Source organism: Baekduia sp. Peel2402, assembly GCF_052567285.1.
Map to the genome: position 1 here is coordinate 5,280,859 of NZ_CP199582.1, position 18,474 is coordinate 5,299,332.

Consider the following 18,474-nt stretch of genomic DNA (forward strand, 5'->3'; position numbering starts at 1 on the left):
TGAAGTCAAGGACGGATCTCCCCATGGACGACCACGCGACGCTCACCATCGGCCAGCTCGCCGAGCGCTTCGGCCTGAAGACCTCGGCCATCCGCTACTACGAGCGCGTCGGCGTCCTGCCCGAGGCCGACCGCGAGCACGGACACCGCCGCTACGGGCCCGACACCGTCCGCCGTCTCGAAGTCCTCGACGTCGCCAAGCGCGCCGGGTTCTCGCTGGACGAAGCGCGTTTGCTCATGGAAGGCGGCGAGGCCGGCTCGCCCGCGTTTGAGTCGCTGCGCGAGCTGGCCGCACGCAAGCTGCCCGACGTCGAAGCGCTGATCGCCCGCGCCGAGGAGATGCGCTCATGGCTGCTGACCGCCACCGACTGCTCGTGCCAGACCCTCGACGTCTGCGGCCTGTTCGCGCGCGACGCCAAGGTCCATGGGGCGCCGGTCGCCGACTTCGCGCTGGGTCTGACGCAGGTGCCCGGTGCCGGGCGCCTGGCGTCAGGTGCCAGCGACCGCTGAGCTGCGCGAGAGCTCGCGCAGCGCGGCCACTCCGACGGGCGGCACCGGCTGCCAGCCGATCAGCCGCTCACCGTGTAACGGTCGGCGTGCTTGAGCGCCCCCAATCAACGGGGTATCGGCCGTTTTCAGGCACCAGTGCCTGAAAACGAACGCCTAATGCGCACGTCCCGGGCCGTGCTGTTAACAACGAAACCCCCGCGTTAGCAGGGGCTTCGTGTTAGTGGAGCCAGGGGGGCTCGAACCCCCGACCTCCTGCATGCCATGCAGGCGCTCTCCCAGCTGAGCTATGGCCCCAGGTGGATCGACATCTTAACAGCGTCGGGCGGTTAGCGGCGACCCGGGAGGAACTCGGGGATCTCGAAGTCGTCGTCGCCCGGACGTGGCGTGGTGGCGCGGGGGCGGGAGCGGGAGGTGAAGCCGGGGGAGGACGGCGTGTCGCCCCGCGAGGCGGAAGGCGCCGTGTCGATCGACGAGCCCGGGGGCGAGCTCTGATCCAGATCTGCGGTCAGACGCGCGTGCGCGAGCTTGACGTCGTTCAACAACCGCTCCGCGTTGCGGCGCAAAGACTCGCTCAGCTCGCTCAAGTGCCCCGACAGCTCGGTGCCGTCCTCCAGAACGCCGCGGGCTGCGGCGTGGGCCTCGGCGGCGATCGCGCGGGCGTCGTCGCGGGCGGCCTGGCGGGCTTCCTTGGCGTAGGAGTCGGCCTCGGCGCGGACGCGCTCGGCCTCGGAAGACGCCTCGGCCAACAGCGAGGCCTTGAAGCGCTCGGCCTCTTCACGAGCTTCCGCCGCCCGCTCGTGGATCCCGCGCACGTTCTCGCGCGCCTCGGCCTCCACGCCCGCCGCCGCCGCGCGCGCCGCGTCGACGATCTCGCGCGCCTCCGCCTCAGCCACCTCGACACGCGCGTCGACCGCGCGGTCGGCCTCGGCGATCCGCTCGCGGACGCGCTCCTCGGTCTTGCGCCGCATCTCCTCGGCGGCGCGCTCGGCGGCCTCGACGATCGCGGCGACCTTCGCGGACGCGACCGAGATCTCGCTCAGGCCCTTGCCGGCGAGGAGCGCTTCAAGTTCTGGGTCCTGGCCGGAGGCCATCCCGAGATGGTAGGCGCGATCCCGCGCCCGATCCGCAAGAACTCGGTCAGTCGACGGTGACGTCGATCACGCGCGAGACGACGTCGTCCAGCCACACATCCAAGGACGACAGCGCTGACTCCAGCTCCTCGTCGGCGACCTCGGCCGCCGGGCGTCCCGGCTCGCGCCAGACCAAGGAGAAGACGTGGTCCTGCTCGTCCTCGCCGGCGAAGACGCGCGCCTCGAACCACAGTGGCTCCCAGCCGCGCTCGACCAAGCGCGCCGAGCCGGGGTTGCGCTCCAGCCCCTCGGTCACCTCATCAGCAGAAGCCGCGCGCAGCAGCGCGGTGACGCTCAACGTGTCGCCCATAGACGGGCGAGAGACTACGCGGCGACCGCGCAGGCGACCATGAAGCGCGCGTTCGAACCGCGACGGGAACGGCGGGAGCGGAGGAGGCGGCGAAGGGGCTTGGGCATGATGGCTCACCCCGTAGATCGGCATCCCGGCCCCTCGCTGTAGCCTCCAGAACGTGGCCGAACATCGCTACGACCCGCAGGAGATCGAGCCCCGCTGGCAGCAGGTCTGGGCTGACGAGCGCACGTGGGAGGTGTCCAACGACGACCTCGCCTCCGACAACGGGTCGGACAAGTCCTATGTGTTGGAGATGCTCCCGTACCCGAGCGGGGAGCCGCACATCGGCCACCTGAAGGTCTACTCGGTCGGCGATGCCGTCGCGCACTTCCATCGCCGCACGGGCCGCACGGTCCTGCACCCGATGGGCTACGACGCCTTCGGCCTGCCCGCCGAGAACCACGCGATCCGCACGGGGCAACATCCCCGTGAATCGACCGACGCCGCGATCCGCTCGTTCCAGAAGCAGTTCCGCGAGTGGGGGATCTCGATCGACTGGTCGCGCGAGCTGGCCACGCACGAGCCGACCTACTACCGCTGGACGCAGTGGATCTTCCTGCAGATGTTCGAGCGCGGGTTGGCCTACAGGAAGGACGCCGCGGTCAAGTGGTGTCCCAACGACGCGACGGTGCTGGCCAACGAGCAGGTCGTCGACGGGCGCTGCGAGCGTTGCGGCCACGAGGTCGAGGTCCGGCAGCTGGAGCAGTGGTTCTTCCGGATCACCGACTACGCCGACGAGCTGGTCGACAACCTGGACAACATCGCCTGGCCCGAGCACGTCAAGACCATGCAGCGCAACTGGATCGGGCGCTCCGAGGGCGCCGAGGTCACGTTCCGCTGCGACGAGCTGAGCATCGACTACCCCGTCTTCACGACGCGCCCCGACACGCTCTTCGGCGCGACGTTCTTCGTGATGGCTCCCGAGCACCCCGACATCGAGCGGTTGATCGCCGGCACGGGGCGCGAGGACGAAGTTAGGGCCTATGTGAACCACGCGGTCGGCGAGTCGCTGGAGGTGCGCGGCGACGCCGACAAGCCGAAGACCGGCGTCTTTCTCGGGCGACATGTCGTCAATCCCGTCAACGGCGAGCTGCTGCCGATGTACGTGGCTGACTACGTGTTGATGGAGTACGGCACGGGCGCGATCATGGCCGTGCCGGGCCACGACGAGCGCGACCACGCGTTCGCCAAGGCCTATGACTTGCCGATCAAGCGCGTGGTCGCGGACCCGGAGGGCGGCGAGGAGCTGCCGTTCACCGGTCGCGGGCCGCTGGTCAACTCGCACCCGGAGTTCGACGGGCTCTACAAGGAAGAGGCCCTGGATCGGATCGTCGACTGGCTGGACCGTGAAGGCAAGGGCCATAAGTCGGTCAACTACCGGTTGCGCGACTGGCTGCTGTCGCGCCAGCGCTACTGGGGCTGCCCGATCCCGATCATCCACTGTGAGAAGTGCGGGATGGTCCCGGTGCCACCGGAGGACCTGCCGGTCCTGCTGCCGGACGTCACCGACTACAAGCCCAAGGGCCGCTCGCCGCTGGCCGCCGCCGAGGACTGGGTCAACACGACCTGCCCGAAGTGCGACGCGCCCGCGCGCCGCGAGACCGACACGATGGACACGTTCGTCGACTCCTCGTGGTACTTCCTGCGCTACACGGACTCCAAGAACGACGACGAGGCCTGGGACCGTCGCGTGCTGGACCACTGGATGCCGGTGGACCAGTACATCGGCGGCGTCGAGCACGCGATCCTGCACTTGTTGTACGCCCGGTTCTTCATCAAGGCCTTGCGCGACATGGGGCACTTGAGCGCCGACGAGCCGTTCGCGCGCCTGTTCACGCAGGGGATGATCACCAAGGACGGGGCGAAGATGTCCAAGTCCAAGGGCAACGTCGTCGCGCCGGCGCCGATCGTCGAGAAGTTCGGCTCCGACACGGCCAGGGCCTACATCTTGTTCATCGGCCCGCCGGACCAGGACGCCGACTGGGCCGACAGCGGCGTCGAGGGCATGTACCGCTTCCTGTCGCGGCTGTGGCGGGTCAGCGCCGAGGCGGCGGACGAGCTGCCCGAGGCGCCGGTGCCGGACACCGACCAGATGAACGCCGACGCGTTGCGGATCGTCCGTAAGGCGCACTGGGCGATCGACAAGGTCACCAACGACATGGACCAGCGGTTCGCCTTCAACACGGCGATCGCCGCGGTGCGCGAGCTGTTCAACGAGGTGACCGCCGAGAAGCGCGGCGCCGCCGATCCGGGCTCCGTGCGCTTTGCGCTGGCGACCGCGTCGTCGTTGTTGTTCCCCTTCGCACCGCACGTGACGACCGACGCCTATCACTTGCTGACGGGCCGTCGCGTGTGGGAGGAGCCGTGGCCGGCGGCCGACGCCGCGTTCCTCGAGGCCGACACGTTCGAGCTGGTCGTGCAGGTCAACGGCAAGGTGCGCGACCGGGTCGAGGCACCGTCCGGCGCGTCGAAGGACGAGCTGCTGAAGCTGGCGCGGGCGCTGCCGAACGTCGTCGCGCACGTGGACGGCAAGGACGTCGTGAAGGAGATCGTCGTCCCGGGCAAGCTGGTCAACGTGGTCGTCCGCGGCTGAGCCGTTGCACTTGCGCGTAGTCCTGTTGTAGGGGGCGTTGCGACGGTGGGCCCATGCCCACCTTCGACCTCCGCCTCCGCCGCTCCGAGCTCCTGATCTACGCCGCGTGCGCGGTGTTGGTGGTGGTCTTGGGCTGGCGGGTGCTGGCGCGGGACGGCTCCGCGCCCGCGGGTTCGCACGCCGCTGCCGGGGCGTCCTCCTCCGCGCCCGCGGTCTCCGTGTCCGCTCCGTCCGCCGCGGCGCGGCGCGCGGTGGTCCACGTGGTCGGTGCGGTCCGCGAGCCGGGCGTCTACCGGGTGAACGACGGCACGCGCGTGGAGGACACGATCGAGCGCGCGGGCGGTGCGACGGCGCGCGCGGACCTGTCGGCGATCAACCTCGCGGCGAAGGTCGCGGACGGCCAGCAGGTCGTGGTGCCGCGCCGGGGCGCGGTCGCCGCAACGTCGGCGCCCGGGACCGGCGCGGCCGGATCGCCAGGCGGCGGCGCGCCCATTAACCTCAACTCCGCGACCGCCGAGCAGCTCGACACCCTCGACGGCGTCGGCCCGTCCACCGCGACCAAGATCCTCGAGTACCGCACCGCTCACGGCGGCTTCTCCTCGATCGAGGACCTCGCGCAGATCCCGGGGATCGGACCGAAGCGCCTGGAGTCGCTGCGCAGGCAGGTGACGGTGTGAGGACGGCGGATTCCGTCGTCGTAGCGCGGCGGCGAGGGCGCGATGCGGTGGGGGAGGCGATCGGCGTTGCGCGCCGCCACCCGCGCCACGTCGTCCTGGCGCTCGTCGCGGTCGGCCTCGCGGTCGGCGCGCGCGTCCCTGCGTCGGTCGTCGCGGTCTCCGCGCTGCTGGTCGCCTTCGCCGCGCTGCCGGTCGCGCGGCGGCCCGCGATCGCGGTTGCCCTCGCCGCGGTGCTCCTCGTCGCGGCGTTGGCGGGACAGGAGCGAACGCGCGCCCTCGACGCGACGCGTCTGCCGATCGGTACGCGCGTCGCACAGGTCACTGCGACCATCCTCGCCCCGCCGCGCGCCGACGCCTACGGCGGCCACCGCGCGCTGGCAAGCGTGCGCGGTGAGCCGGTTCTGCTCCGGCTCCCGGCGTGGCTCGACGAGCGCACGCCGGCCGCGCCGCCGCCGCGCGTCGGCGACCTCGTGCTCGTCAGCGGAGCGCTTCGCGCGCCCGATCTCGCCGCCCGCGCCGTCCACGCGCACGCGACGCTCCGGGCCACCGCGCTGCGCGCCACCGGACGCCGACGCGACGGTCCGCTCGGCCTGGTCGACGGGATCCGCCGCCGCGCCGAAGCGGCGCTCGCTCGCGGCCACCTCCCGGCGACGGAGGCAGCGCTACTGCGCGGCATGGTCCTCGGCGACGACGCCGCGCTGCCTGCCGACGTCGCGGACACCTTCACCGCCGTCGGCCTCAGCCACCTGACGGCGGCCAGCGGCCAGAACGTCGCGCTGCTCGCAGCGCTGGTGCTCGCGCTCGGCATCGCGACGGGCGCCGGTGTGCGGGCGCGGTGGCTGGCGACGCTGGCGCTGATCGTGGTCTACGTCCCGCTCGCGGGCGGTGGCGCGTCGATCCAGCGGGCAGGGATCATGGGCGCGGCGACGATCGGCGCGGCGCTCGCGGGACGGCCGGCGTCGCGCTGGCACGCGCTGCTGTTGGCGGCGGTCGCGACGCTCGCGCTCGACCCACGCGCTGCCGCCGACGCGGGCTGGCAGCTGAGCTTCGCGGCCGTCACCGGGATCGCGCTGCTGGCCGCACCGCTCCGGGAGCGGCTCGTGGCGCGCCGGCTTCCGGGAGCGATCGCTGAGGCCGCCGCCGTGACGCTGGCCGCCACGCTCGCGACCGCACCGCTGGTCGCCCTGCACTTCGACCGGGCCACGCTGGCGACGCTGCCCGCCAACCTGCTCGCCGCACCTGCTGTCGCGCCGGTGATGTGGCTCGGGTTCGCGGCGGCGGCGCTCGGCCAGGTGGCGCCATCGCTGGCCGCGCCGCTCGTCGCGCTGACCGGCCCGCCGCTGGGCTTCCTCGTCGGCGTCGCGCGCACGACCGCGGCGCTCCCGGGCACCGACACGCCGCTCCCGCTCGCCGCCGTCGGGGCGCTCTGCGCGCTCGCGATCGCCGCGCTCCTCTTGCGCCGCGCACCCGACCCGCACCACGGCGCCGGCGCCGGACGACGACCGCGACGCCGCCTCGCCGTCGTCCCGCTCCTCGCGCTGGCCCTCCTCGCCGCGCTCGCGCTCACCGCCCGCCCCGCGACGCTCGCGCCACCATCGCCCGGGACGCTCCGCGTTACCGCCCTCGACGTCGGCCAGGGCGACGCCACGCTCCTGCAGACCACCAACAACGCCGTTCTCGTCGACGCCGGCCCGCCGGGCACCGACCTCGTCGCCCAGCTTCGGCACGCCGGCGTCCGTCGCCTCGACGCGCTCGTGCTCACACACCCGCAGCTCGACCACGACGGCAACGCTCCCGCCGTCCTGGCTGCCGTGCCCACGACGCTGCTCCTCGACGGCCGCGACAACGACCGCTCCGCGACCTCCCGCGCCATCGACGCGCCCGCTGCCGCCCATGCCACCCGCATCGTCCCTGCCACCGCCGGCCAGACCCTCCACGTCGGCCCGCTCACGCTCTCCGTCCTCTGGCCGCCGCCTCGCGACGCAGCCTCCGCCGCCGGCGACCCCAACGACCGCGCCATCGTCGCCCTCGCCACCGCCTACAACAACACCATCCTGCTGACCGCCGACGCCGAGTCCCCGATCCTCCAGCCGCTCCACCTCCCACCGGTCAACGTCCTCAAGGTCTCCCACCACGGCAGCGCCGACCCCGGCCTCCCTCAACTCCTCCAACAACTCCGACCCCGCATCGCCCTCATCGAGGTCGGCGCCCACAACACCTACGGCCATCCCGCACCCACGACCCTCGCCGCCCTCCGCGCCGCACAAGTCCCCGTCAAGCGCACCGACCAAGAGGGCGCCGTGCGTCTCGACCTCCGTCGTCCCGCCTCCCACCTAGACTGACCCCGATGGCCACCTGGAAGCCCGCGTACCTCATCCACGGCGACGATCACGGCCGGATCTCCGAGCGGCGTGCGGCCCTGCGCGCGCGGGCGGAGGCGGAGAGCGGCGCCGGTGGCCTGGAGGTCATCGAGGGCGACCAAGCCACGCCGGAGGCCGTCGGGCTGGCGCTGAGCGCGATGACGTTCGCGATCGGCCGGCGGTTCATCGTCGTCGGAGACGTTGAGCGATGGAAGCAGGCCGACGTGGAGACGCACGTCGTCCCGGCGCTGGCCAACCTCGCGCCGGACACGACCGTCGCGTTCTTCGCGCGTGAGGACGGCCGCGCGAAGGTGCCGGCGGCGCTGCCGAAGGCGGTCAAGAAGGCGGGAGGCGACGTCGTCGAGCAGGCGACGGTCAAGGCGCGCGAGCTGCCGAAGTGGGCGCTGGCCGAGGCACAGCGGCTCGGGCTCGACATGGACCTCTCGGCCGCGCAGGCGCTCGTCGCGCAGGTCGGGGAGCGCCAACAGCGGATCCTGCGCGAGCTGGAGAAGCTCGCGCTGGAGAACGGCCCGGGCGCGAAGCTCACCGGCGAGGACATCACCGACGCCGCCGCGGACTCCGCCGAGATCCAGGTCTGGGGCCTGGTTGACGCGCTCGTCGCGCGCGACCGCCGCACGGTCTTCAAGGCGTTCCTGGAGCTGCGTGAGCAGGGCGAGGCCGTCGGCCGCCTCATCCCGCTCATGGCCCGCCGCCTCCGCGAGGTCCTCGCGATCGCCGATCGCCTCGAAGCCGGCGAGTCGCCCGCGCAGGTCAAGTCCTCCGTCAAGGGCTCACCCTGGGCCCTCGATCGCCGCATCAAAGAAGCTCGCGCCACCGACCCCGACGCGCTGCGCCGCGCGATCGAGACCCTCGCCGACCTCGAGCTTCAGACCCGTGGCATGGGCGAGCTGAGCGACGACACCGCCGCGATCCGCGCCCTTGGCCGCATGGCCGCGGCGCACTAAACAGCGCGAGGCGCGACCCGCCCGCGCCGCAGAACGCGAAAAGGCCCCCGGTTCTCGGGGGCCTGAAGGCGTTCCGTTGGGGCGCGGCGAGCGGAGCCGCGCAGACGATCGAGTGTGGCTAGGCCGACGGCTGCCCGGCGCGCACGCGGGCGGCGCGGGACTTCTTGCGGGCGCCCGTGTTGCGGTGCAGGGCGCCGCGCTTGACGGCCTTGTCGATCGTCTTCACGAGAGCCAGGTGCTCGACGTCGGCGGCGGCGGAATCGCCCTCCGCCGTCGCGGCCTCGAGGCGACGGAAGTAGGTCTTGATGGTGGAGGTGTAGCGGCGGTTTTCCAGGCGCTCACGCTCTGCCCGGAGGATCCGCTTCTTCTGCGAGTGAATGTTCGCCATGAGCGACGGCGCATTCTAGCGGACCCGCGCGCCGGGCCGCCGTGCGGCTCATCGCCGGACGCCTTCGTAGCATGCCCGCCCAGTGACGAACGACGCACAGACCGCCGGGAGCGCCTCGCCGCCCCGCAAGTCGTTCGCCCGCAACACCGCGATCTTCTCCGTCCTCACGGGCCTCTCCCGGATCGCGGGCCTACTCCGCGAGGTCGTTGCCTCCAGCTACTTCGGCCTTACGCCGGCGTTCAGCGCGTTCACGATCGCGTTCTACATCCCGAACGTCGTCCGCTCCCTGTTCGCCGACAGCGCGCTCTCCGCCGCCTTCGTCCCCGTCTTCACCGAGCTGCTGGAGGAGGACCGCAAAAAAGAAGCCTTCAAGCTGGCGAGCACCCTCTTCCTGGTGATGCTCTGCGCGCTGGGCGCGATCTGCGCGTTGTTCATCCTCAGCGCCGGCTTCGTCGTCCCGCTCTTCACCGGCTCGGAGTTCACGCACGCGACCGACCAGCTCGCGATCGGGCTCAGCCGCGTGATGTTCCCGATCGTCCTGGTGCTCGGCCTCAACGGCCTGATCGTCGGGATCCTGCAGGCCTACGACCACTTCACGATTCCGGCGCTCAGCCCGCTGGTCTGGAACGTCGTGATCATGGTGTTCCTGATCTTCTCGCGGCCGCTGTTCGCCGACGATCTATACGCCTACGCGGTCGGCATCCTCGTCGGCACCGCCGTCCAGTTCCTGATGGCCTTGCCGGTGCTGAAGACCGTCGGCTTCCACTTCGAGCTCTCGTTCGACTGGCGCGATCCCCGCGTCAAGCAGGTCTTCATGTTGATGTTGCCGGTGACCCTCGGGCTCGGCCTCATCAACTTCAACGTCTTCGCCAACAGCATCCTCGGCTCGTACGTCTCGACCGAGGCGCCGCGCGCGATCGACGCCGCGTTCCGCATCTACATGCTGCCCCAGGGCATGTTCAGCGTGGCGATCGCGACCGTGCTGTTCCCGCAGCTCTCCCGTCTGGCCGCGCGCCGCGACTTCCCCGGCCTACGCAGCAACGTCGACTACGGCCTGCGCCTGATCTTCCTGCTGCTCCTGCCCGCGACCGCGGCGACGCTGGTGCTGAGCGAGCCGATCACCCGTCTGATCTTCGAGCGCGGCGCGTTCGACGCGTCCGACACCGCGCTCGTCGCGACCGCGCTGTTCTGGTTCTCCTTCAGCCTGCCGTTCTCCGGCGTGAACCTCCTGCTCACGCGCACGTTCTTCAGCCTCCAGCGCCCATGGTTGGTCACCTACTTGAGCGTTGGCAACCTGGTGGTCAACGTCGGCGTGTCGATCATCTTCGTCGTGATGGGCTTCGGGATCGGCGGGATCGTCGCGGGCACCGCGATCGCCGACATCGCCATGGCCGCCGCGCAGATGTACGTCCTGCGCGGCGAGCTCGCCGGTGGGTTCGACCTGCGCAAGACCGGCGAGATCGTCTTCGGGATGCTGATCGCCGCGGTCTGGTTCGGGATCGCGACGTACGTGACCTGGGCGGGCCTGGACTGGGTCTTCGGCCGCAGCCTGCTCGGCCAGGTGATCTCGGTCGGCGGCAGCCTCGTCGTCGGCCTCGCCGCCTACGTGAGCATCACGCTCTCGATGCGCCTGCCCGAGGCCGAGCAGCTCCGCGGCATGGTGCAGCGCCGCCTGGCTCGCTGACCGGCGGTTTTGCCCTCTGGGCAAATACCGCAAGCGAACGGCGAGCCGCTAGGCGAGTCGTTCGCCCTATCCTGGGCGGCCGTTTGTCCGACCAGAGCCTCATCCGCAACTTCTCGATCATCGCCCACATCGACCACGGCAAGTCGACGCTGGCCGACCGCATCCTGGAGATGACGAAGACGGTCGCCTCCCGGGACATGCGGGAGCAGCTCCTGGACTCGATGGATCTCGAGCGCGAGCGCGGGATCACGATCAAGTCCCAGGCCGTCCGCGTCTACTTCGAGTCGCGCGACGGCAACACGTACCAGCTGCACCTCATCGACACGCCCGGCCACGTCGACTTCACCTACGAGGTGTCGCGGTCGCTGAACGCGTGCGAAGGCGCGCTGCTGGTCGTCGACGCCTCCCAGGGCGTCGAGGCCCAGACCGTCGCCAACACCTACCTCGCCGTCGAGGCCGGGCTCGAGCTGATCCCGTGCCTGAACAAGATCGACCTCCCGGGCGCCGAGCCCGAGCGCGTCGCGGGCGAGGTCTCCGAGCTGATCGGCGAGGACCCCGAGTCGATCCTGATCATCTCCGGCAAGACCGGCGAGGGCGTGACCGAGGTCCTGGAGGCCCTGGTCGAGAAGGTCCCGCCGCCGGAGGGCGACCGCGACGCCCCGGCGCGCGCGCTGATCTTCGACTCGCAGTTCGACCAGTACCGCGGCGTCGTGGCCTACATCCGCGTGGTCGATGGCGTCTTCAAGAAGGGCGAGGCGATCCGCGCGATCGCGACCTCGACCGAGGCCGACATCGACGACATCGGCTTCTTCACCCCGGCGATGACGCCGGCGGAGGACCTCGCCGCGGGCGAGGTGGGGTACTTGATCACCGGGATCAAGGACGTCACCAAGCTGCGCGTCGGCGACACGCTGACGACCAAGCGCAACGGCGCGACCGAGGCGCTGCCCGGCTACCGCGAGGTCAAGCCGATGGTCTTCTGCGGGCTCTTCCCGATCGAGAACGACGACTACGCGGACTTCCGCGATGCCTTGGAGAAGCTGTCGCTCAACGACGCTGCGCTGGCGTGGGAGCCTGAGACCTCCGACGCGCTCGGCTTCGGCTTCCGCTGCGGGTTCTTGGGGTTGTTGCACATGGACATCGTGCGCGAGCGGCTGGAGCGCGAGTACGACCTCGAGCTGATGGCGACGATGCCGTCGGTGAGCTTCGAGGTGACGCTGACCAACGGCGACGTCGTCGAGGTCCACAACCCCTCCGACATGCCGGATCCCGCGCGGATCCAGGAGATCCGCGAGCCCTACATCAAGGCCTCCATCCTGCTGCCCAAGGAGTACGTGGGCGCGACGATGGAGCTCTGCCAGGAGCGCCGCGGCGAGCACGCGGGCATGCACTACCTCAGCGCCGACCGCGTCCAGCTGTACTACGACCTCCCGCTGAGCGAGATCGTCCTGGACTTCTTCGACCAGCTGAAGTCGCGCACGCGGGGCTACGCGTCGCTGGACTACGAGCTGCTCGGGCTGCGGCCGTCGAACCTCGCCAAGCTCGACGTCCTGCTCGCGGGCGACCCGGTCGACGCGCTCTCGATGGTCGTTCACAAGGACAAGGCCTACGAGATCGGCCGCAACCTCACCGAGAAGCTGCGCAAGAAGATCCCGCGCCAGCAGTTCGACGTGCCGATCCAGGCGGCGATCGGCTCCGCGATCGTCGCGCGCGAGACCGTCAAGGCCTACCGCAAGGACGTCACCGCCAAGTGCTACGGCGGCGACATCTCCCGCAAGCGCAAGCTGCTGGAGCGCCAGAAGGAAGGCAAGAAGCGCATGAAGCAGGTCGGGCGCATCGAGGTGCCGCAGGAGGCGTTCCTCGCGGTGCTGGAGTTGGGGGACGAGCGCCCCACGAAGTAGCGCGCTGACCCCGCCGGAGCTCCCGTTCCGGCGGGGCCGCGCTCCGTTGGCCTAGGCCTTGCCCTTGCCTTTGGCCTTCGGCTTCTTGACCGTCACGGTCTTGCAGGTCTTGACCTTCTTGACCTTGCCCTTGACGCGCTTCTTGACGGTCCGGCAAACCTTCTTGGTGGTCTTTGTCGCGGGCTTCGGCTTCGTCGCCGTGCCCTTGACGGGAGCGGAGGGCTTGGCGGGGGAGACGGGCGAAGCGGGGACGCTCGGAGCGGGCGTCGACGGAGCGGGAGGCGTCACGGAGCCGCCTCCGTCCGCCGGCGGAGCGCTGTGGTCGTCATCGACGGACGGAGGCGTCGTGGTCTCGCCCTCGACCGGCGCCACCACCGCGCCGCCCGCGGTCACGACCGGCCCGCTGGCGCCGCCCGTCGCGATGTCCACCGCGCCGGAGCCCGGCCGGAACGTCTGGGTCGGGAGCTGCGTGTCGCCCTTCCAGCGCATCACCTGTAGCTCGACCCCCTCGCCGACCGCCAGCTTCACCGGCTTGTGGTCGTCGGCGATCGCGATCGGCATCCCCGGGTAGCGCAGCAGCTGGATCTTCCCGGCCTCGGCGGCCGCGTCGAGCGACAGTGCGCCGTCAGAGGCGACGGCCGACGCAGCACCCCGCTTCGGGTGCGTCTGGAGGTTCTTGACGACGATCGCCGTCGCCTCCATCTCGCACGCGCCCTCGGTTAACCGCGGCGTCCGCCCGGTCAGCAGGTAGCGCTCGTACTTGTCGTTGATCTTCTCGCTCGCGCCCAGCGCCATGTGCCCGACGCCGCAGATCGCCTGGACGTGCACGTTCTCGCCGAGCGGGTCGTGGGTGCCTAGCGGACCCTGCGACGCGCTGCGGATCGGCACGGTCACGTCGCCCTGGCCGAGGTGCAGCGACACCTGCAGCTCGCCGTCGGGCGAGGTGATGTCCGAGACGTCGATCGACTCGATCGTCGGCAGGCCCGTGCCCACCACCGCCCGGACCTCGACGTTGCCGCGCGTGGTCGTGAACCCGTCGTACTTCTTGTGCCAGGCCATCGCCGCGTCGATCAGCGCGCCGTTCGAACCCGCCGTGCCCGTGAAGAAGCTGCGCACGCCCGCTTGGGACTGGGACTTGCCGCCGACCTTCAGCCACGGCCCGTAGGGATCGGACGGGACCAACCAGTACAACCCGGTCAGGTTCTTGGCCATGGCCTTGGCCGCCGCGTTGGGCATCAGCGTGTCGAGGTCGGCGATCCCCGACAGCGGGTTCTCCAGCCCGAACGTCGCGAAGTTCAAGGGCTTGGTCGCACCCCAGAACGGCGTGCCTAGCGTCAGCACGCGCGCCAGCTTCTCGGGGTGCTGGTCCTGGTACTCGCGCATCAGCAGGCCGCCGTAGGAGTGGCCGTACATGACGACCCGCGTGATGCCCTGCGCCTCGTTGTCGGGGTGGTGGATCGCCTTCTCCACCAACGCGTCCAAGCGCGCCAGGGACTCCACCGGCGCCTTGCGCCAGTCCCACGAGAAGCGCCAGCCGCGCGAGCCGGGCGCGATGCCGGTGATGAACTTGGCCTGCCCGGCGTAGATGTCGCTGCCCAGCACGCTCATCACGAAGCCGGTCGGGTCGTCGGGGTTCTCCGTCGGCCCGGCGCCCGCGCAATGGGCGTTGGTCTTGCCGTCGGAGGACAACTCCATGTTCTTCATCTTCGAGGACATGAACAACGGCGACGGGCCCCACAGCGTCTCGCCGTCGCAGCGGATCTCCGAGCCGCCGAACCCGGGGATGTTGATGATCGGCAGGCGCTGCGGCTGGACGTCGAAGAGCGAGCGGCCGACCGTCGTGTAGGCATAGCCGAAGGAGCCTTTGGAGCCCAGCCACCCGTTGACGAAGCGCTGCTTCTCGTCCTCGGGCCAGACGTCGCCGCCGGCGTCCGGCTCCTGGTACTCGACCAGCCCACCGCGCGGCATGTCGCTGCCGGGCACGCGCGCCTGGCCGCTGTAGAGCGGACCGTTGCCGGTCGTGCTCGCGCGCATGCGGGCGCCGACGCCGTCGCCGACCGGCGTGATCTCGCCGAGCGTGTCGAGCTGGCGCGCGAAGACCTTGCCGCCGTAGCGCTGGTAGTAGAAGTGCAGGCCGTCGGGCGTGACGTCGAAGTCGGCGACCTGCGCCGCCTCGGCGCCCCCGAGCTGCGACTGCGCGACGCCCGTCTGCGGGTTGATCTTGCGCAGCTGGAACTCGCCGGTGGCCTCGCCGCCGTGCAGGCCCAGCAGCGCCGTGTAGCCGCCGTCGGGGTCCGGGTCGCCGCCCCAGGAGAGCGAGAAGTACATCTGCTCGCCGTACTCGTGGGTCAGCTCGGTCGACGCGCCGCCGGTCGCGGGGACCGTGCGGATGTTGCCGCCGTCGTGGCCGTGGATCGACTCGTCCTCGCCGGAGAACTGCATCCGAACGAACGCGATCGTCTTACCGTCCGGCGACCAGGCCGGCGAGTAGTCGGCGTAGCCGAAGCCGAGCTGCTGCTCGCACGAGCACCCGGGCTTGCCGGCCGGCGGCGTCGTCAGCTGCGTGATCGCGCCGTTCTTCAGCGTCCACGTGAAGATCGCGGTGTGGGTCGCGCCGGGCGCCAGCGACGGATCCGGGACCTTGGCGGCGAACGCCAGCCGCGTGCCGTCGGGCGACCAGACCGGGGCCGACGGGAAGCCGGTCGTCATCGGCGTCTTGTCGGTGCCCTCCTGGAAGTGGAAGGTCTCGGGGACGATCAGGTCCTCCTTGCCCTGGCCGTCCATGCCCGGCGTGTAGACCTTGAGCGGGTACTCCTTGTTCATCTGATCCAGGAACGCGACCTTGCCGGGCGTTCCGGGCCAGGCCGCGTGGGCCGACGGCGCGGCCGCGACGAGGGCAAGGGCGGCCGCGGCGGCCGAGAGGAGGGAGCGGGCGGGGAGCATGGCGCCAGCCTGGACGCACGCGCGTGCACGTGCATCGGGGAGTCCCCTGGTGTGAGCCCGGGGTACGGTTTTCCGCATGGACCTGGGTCTGGAAGGGCGCGTTTGCGTGGTGACCGGCGCGAGCCGGGGGATCGGGCGGGCGATCAGCAGCCGGCTGGTGGCCGAGGGGGCACGCGTCCTGATGGTCGCGCGCGACGCCGATCGCCTGGCAGAGGCCGCGTCAGACGCGGGCGCCGAGTGGATCGCCGCCGACGTCACCGACCCGGACTGCGACGAGCGGATCGTCGCGACCGCCGTCGAGCAGTTCGGCGCGATCGACGTCCTGGTCAACAACGCGGGGACCTCGTCGCATGTGCCGCTGGAGGACCTGACCGACGACGAGTGGGAGGCTCAGCACGCGCTGAACGTGATGGCGCCGATGCGGCTGATGCGCCTGGCCGCGCCGCTGATGGCGCAACGCGGCTGGGGCCGGATCGTCAACGTGTCGTCGTCGTCCGGCAAGCGGCCGGGGCAGTCGAACGTCGCCTACTCGGTGGCGAAGGCGGGCCAGCTGTCGCTGTCGCGCGCGTTCGCCGACGCCTACGCGGCGCGCGGCGTGCTGGTCAACGCGGTCACGCCCGGGCCGGTCGCCACCGAGCTGTGGGTCGGCGACGGCGGCCTCGGCGATCAGGCGGCGCGCGCGGCCGGCACGACGCGCGAAGAGGCGCTGGCGGCGGCCGCCAAGAAGGTCCCGCTCGGCCGGATGGGCACGGCGGAGGAGATCGCCGACGTGGTGGCCTTCTTGTGCAGCGAGCGCGCGGGCAACGTCGCGGGCGCGGCATGGTCGGCGGATGGTGGCGCAGTCAACGTGATCATCTAGGGCTTGGCGGTTGGCCTAGAGCTTGGCGCTAGGACATAGCGCTAGCGCTTGATCAGGATCTCGACCGGCCCGCCCGCGCCGAGGCGCGCGCCTTCGTCGGCCGCGTGCTGGGCCAGGCGCTCCAGCTCGGCGTCGTAGGGCGCGGCGGCGGCGAGCTTGGCGTTCATGGTGGCCTCGGTCGTCGGGACCGCGACGATCTCGCCCTGGCCGAGCGGCGCGCCCGGGGTGCGGCGCAAGGCGTAGGGGAGGTCGAGCCAACGCAGACGCGGCAGCTCCAGCTCGTCCAGCGCGCGTTCGACGACAAGGTGGTCGACGTGGCCGGTGAGGCCGAGCGGCGCGAGGATCAGGTCGGGCTCGATCCGACCCAATGCGATGGCCAACACGCTGGCCGCGACCTTCGGCGCATCGTCTTCTTGTTGTAGGCCATCGTGCTCGCGGCCGGCCGCGTAGCCGCGCGCCGGCGCCGGGTCGAGCGCGAGGTGGACGACGCCCGCCAGGCCGAGCGCGGCGGCGGCCGTCGCGTCGTCGGGATCGCCGTCGCGGGTGAAGACCGAGACGACGAGCGTCGGATGGCCCTCGGCGGCGTGGTGGGCGAGGGTCGCGCCGGCCGACTGGACGGCGTCGGCGAGTGTGGGGGCGACGGCGACGATGGTGGTCATGGCGTGGCCGCGCAGGCTACGACGCCGCGACGGCGGCCAGCCGCCGCACGCCCTCGACGAGGTCCGGCGGCGGTGCGGCGCCGTAGGTCAGGCGCAGGTGCGGGCCAGGCGGCTCGGCGGCGAACCACGGGCGGCCGGGGGAGACCGTCACTCCGGCGGCGGCCGCGCGCGCGGTGAAGGCGACGTCGTCGACGCCGTCGGGCAGGCGGACCCAGACGTGCAGGCCGCCGGCCGGGACGGTGACGAGCGTCCACTCGGGCAGGTGCTGGCCGAGCGCGGCGACGAGCGCGTCGCGGCGCTCGTTCAGCGCGGCGCGCAGCAGCTTGAGGTGGCGGCGCCAGGCGGGCGAGGACACCAACTCGAGCGTCGCGTGTTGCAAAGGCCCGGCGACGAAGAAGTCGTCGATGATCCGCGCCGCGCGCACCCGGGCGCCGGCCGCGCCGCGGGCCGAGACCGCCGCGACGCGCAGGCTCGGCGCCACCGACTTGGTCAGCGACCGCACGTAGACGACGTGCCCGTCGGGGTCCTCGGCGGCCAGCGGCAGCGGCGCGGGCGCCGGGTCGATCCGCAGGTCGCGCGCCCAGTCGTCCTCGATCATGAACGCGCCCGCGGCAGCAACCGCTTCAAGAACGGCGGCGCGGCGCGCGGGCGCCAGCGAGGCACCGGTCGGGTTGGCGTGCAGCGGCTGGCAGTAGAAGACGCGCGCGCCGGTCAAGGCAAAGGCATTGGCTAGAAGATCGGGGCGGACGCCATCCTCGTCGGCCGGGACCGGGACCGCGCGCAGCCCGGCGGCGCGCAGGGCGGCGATCGCGCCGAGGTAGGTCGGCGACTCGACGAGCACCGGCTCGCCGGGTGCGGCCAGCGCGCGGAACGCGGTCGACAGCGCGGGCTGGCCGCCGTTGCAGATCACCACGTCGTGTGTGCGGGTGTGCTCGCCGGCCTCGCGCGCGAACCAGCTGCGCAGTTCCTCGAGGCCGGCGACCGGGAGCCGGCCCCAGACCTCGGGGCGCCGGGCCGCGCGCGCGGTCGCGGCGCCGAGCGCGGCCAGCGGCTGTAGGTCGGGGTGGACGTAGCCGCCGGTCAGCGGGATCGCGCCGGGCGGAGACGAGGCCAGCAGCTGGTCCAGCGACGCGGCCTCCAGCGGCGGGCGGTCGGCGAGCGCGACCTCCTGCCAGCCGAGGTCGGGCGGCTGAGTCGTCGTCGCGTGCGCGCCGCGCCGCTCGGCCACGAACGTGCCGCGTCCGGGTCGCGGGACGACGAGCCCTTCGCCGGCTAGACGGGCCAGCGCGCGCTGCACGGTGACCGGGGAGGCCCGGTGTCGGGCCATCAGCTCACGAACGGACGGCAGGCGGCTGCCCGGGGGGAGGGCACGGGCAGCCGTCCGCACGTCCTGGATAACACGGTGTTCTGTGTTACCGTCTTTCATGAGAATCGAGAGTAACGTTACTGCATCA

At 71.6% G+C, this 18,474-nt stretch carries 14 protein-coding genes and 1 tRNA gene; 8 read left to right on the top strand and 7 right to left on the bottom strand.

Going from position 1 to position 18,474, the window contains the following annotated elements:
* Positions 1 to 23 precede the first annotated feature (23 nt).
* Positions 24 to 509, top strand: a complete 486-nt coding sequence (locus tag ACT01A_RS25705; RefSeq protein ID WP_445149966.1) for a MerR family transcriptional regulator — start codon at positions 24 to 26, stop codon at positions 507 to 509.
* 221 nt (positions 510 to 730) lie between these two features.
* Here ACT01A_RS25705 and ACT01A_RS25710 read toward each other — a convergent pair.
* The 3 genes from ACT01A_RS25710 to ACT01A_RS25720 all read right to left on the bottom strand — a co-directional run bounded on the left by ACT01A_RS25710 (position 731) and on the right by ACT01A_RS25720 (position 1,949).
* A tRNA-Ala gene (locus ACT01A_RS25710) sits at positions 731 to 803 on the bottom strand.
* A gap of 32 nt (positions 804 to 835) precedes the next feature.
* On the bottom strand, positions 836 to 1,600 hold the full coding sequence (locus ACT01A_RS25715; RefSeq protein WP_445149967.1) for a hypothetical protein: 765 nt from the start codon (positions 1,598 to 1,600) through the stop codon (positions 836 to 838).
* A 46-nt stretch (positions 1,601 to 1,646) separates the two neighbouring features.
* Complete coding sequence (locus ACT01A_RS25720) at positions 1,647 to 1,949, bottom strand: hypothetical protein (protein WP_445149968.1); 303 nt, start codon at positions 1,947 to 1,949, stop codon at positions 1,647 to 1,649.
* A 160-nt stretch (positions 1,950 to 2,109) separates the two neighbouring features.
* Between ACT01A_RS25720 and leuS the strand changes: the two genes are divergently transcribed.
* Genes leuS through holA form a run of 4 tightly spaced genes read left to right on the top strand, consistent with a single transcriptional unit; the run spans position 2,110 to position 8,586 of the window.
* Positions 2,110 to 4,584: a leucine--tRNA ligase gene (gene leuS / locus ACT01A_RS25725; protein WP_445149969.1), complete on the top strand. Its 2,475-nt coding sequence runs from the start codon at positions 2,110 to 2,112 to the stop codon at positions 4,582 to 4,584.
* Between the two features lie 53 nt (positions 4,585 to 4,637).
* On the top strand, positions 4,638 to 5,261 hold the full coding sequence (locus ACT01A_RS25730; RefSeq protein ID WP_445149970.1) for a helix-hairpin-helix domain-containing protein: 624 nt from the start codon (positions 4,638 to 4,640) through the stop codon (positions 5,259 to 5,261).
* 47 nt (positions 5,262 to 5,308) lie between these two features.
* Positions 5,309 to 7,603: a ComEC/Rec2 family competence protein gene (locus ACT01A_RS25735; RefSeq protein ID WP_445149971.1), complete on the top strand. Its 2,295-nt coding sequence runs from the start codon at positions 5,309 to 5,311 to the stop codon at positions 7,601 to 7,603.
* A 5-nt stretch (positions 7,604 to 7,608) separates the two neighbouring features.
* Positions 7,609 to 8,586, top strand: coding sequence for a DNA polymerase III subunit delta (gene holA, locus ACT01A_RS25740; RefSeq protein ID WP_445149972.1), 978 nt, complete (start codon positions 7,609 to 7,611; stop codon positions 8,584 to 8,586).
* Between the two features lie 118 nt (positions 8,587 to 8,704).
* Here the strand turns inward: holA and rpsT are convergent, their stop codons facing one another.
* Entirely contained in the window at positions 8,705 to 8,974 is a 270-nt protein-coding gene (gene rpsT / locus ACT01A_RS25745; RefSeq protein WP_445149973.1) for a 30S ribosomal protein S20, read from the bottom strand.
* 82 nt (positions 8,975 to 9,056) lie between these two features.
* Between rpsT and murJ the strand changes: the two genes are divergently transcribed.
* Positions 9,057 to 10,658, top strand: a complete 1,602-nt coding sequence (murJ, locus tag ACT01A_RS25750; RefSeq protein ID WP_445149974.1) for a murein biosynthesis integral membrane protein MurJ — start codon at positions 9,057 to 9,059, stop codon at positions 10,656 to 10,658.
* An 83-nt stretch (positions 10,659 to 10,741) separates the two neighbouring features.
* Entirely contained in the window at positions 10,742 to 12,559 is a 1,818-nt protein-coding gene (lepA, locus tag ACT01A_RS25755; protein ID WP_445149975.1) for a translation elongation factor 4, read from the top strand.
* Positions 12,560 to 12,610: 51 nt separating this feature from the next.
* Here the strand turns inward: lepA and ACT01A_RS25760 are convergent, their stop codons facing one another.
* The gene (locus tag ACT01A_RS25760; protein ID WP_445149976.1) at positions 12,611 to 15,502 is read right to left on the bottom strand and encodes a lipase/acyltransferase domain-containing protein; all 2,892 of its coding nucleotides are present in this window, start codon (positions 15,500 to 15,502) and stop codon (positions 12,611 to 12,613) included.
* A 76-nt stretch (positions 15,503 to 15,578) separates the two neighbouring features.
* On the opposite strand from ACT01A_RS25760, the gene ACT01A_RS25765 reads away from it, so the two are divergent.
* Positions 15,579 to 16,361, top strand: coding sequence for an SDR family NAD(P)-dependent oxidoreductase (locus tag ACT01A_RS25765; RefSeq protein ID WP_445149977.1), 783 nt, complete (start codon positions 15,579 to 15,581; stop codon positions 16,359 to 16,361).
* A gap of 41 nt (positions 16,362 to 16,402) precedes the next feature.
* Here ACT01A_RS25765 and ACT01A_RS25770 read toward each other — a convergent pair whose 3' ends face one another.
* Complete coding sequence (locus ACT01A_RS25770; protein ID WP_445149978.1) at positions 16,403 to 17,020, bottom strand: hypothetical protein; 618 nt, start codon at positions 17,018 to 17,020, stop codon at positions 16,403 to 16,405.
* Between the two features lie 16 nt (positions 17,021 to 17,036).
* Positions 17,037 to 18,446, bottom strand: a complete 1,410-nt coding sequence (locus ACT01A_RS25775) for an aminotransferase-like domain-containing protein (RefSeq protein WP_445149979.1) — start codon at positions 18,444 to 18,446, stop codon at positions 17,037 to 17,039.
* Positions 18,447 to 18,474 lie beyond the last annotated feature (28 nt).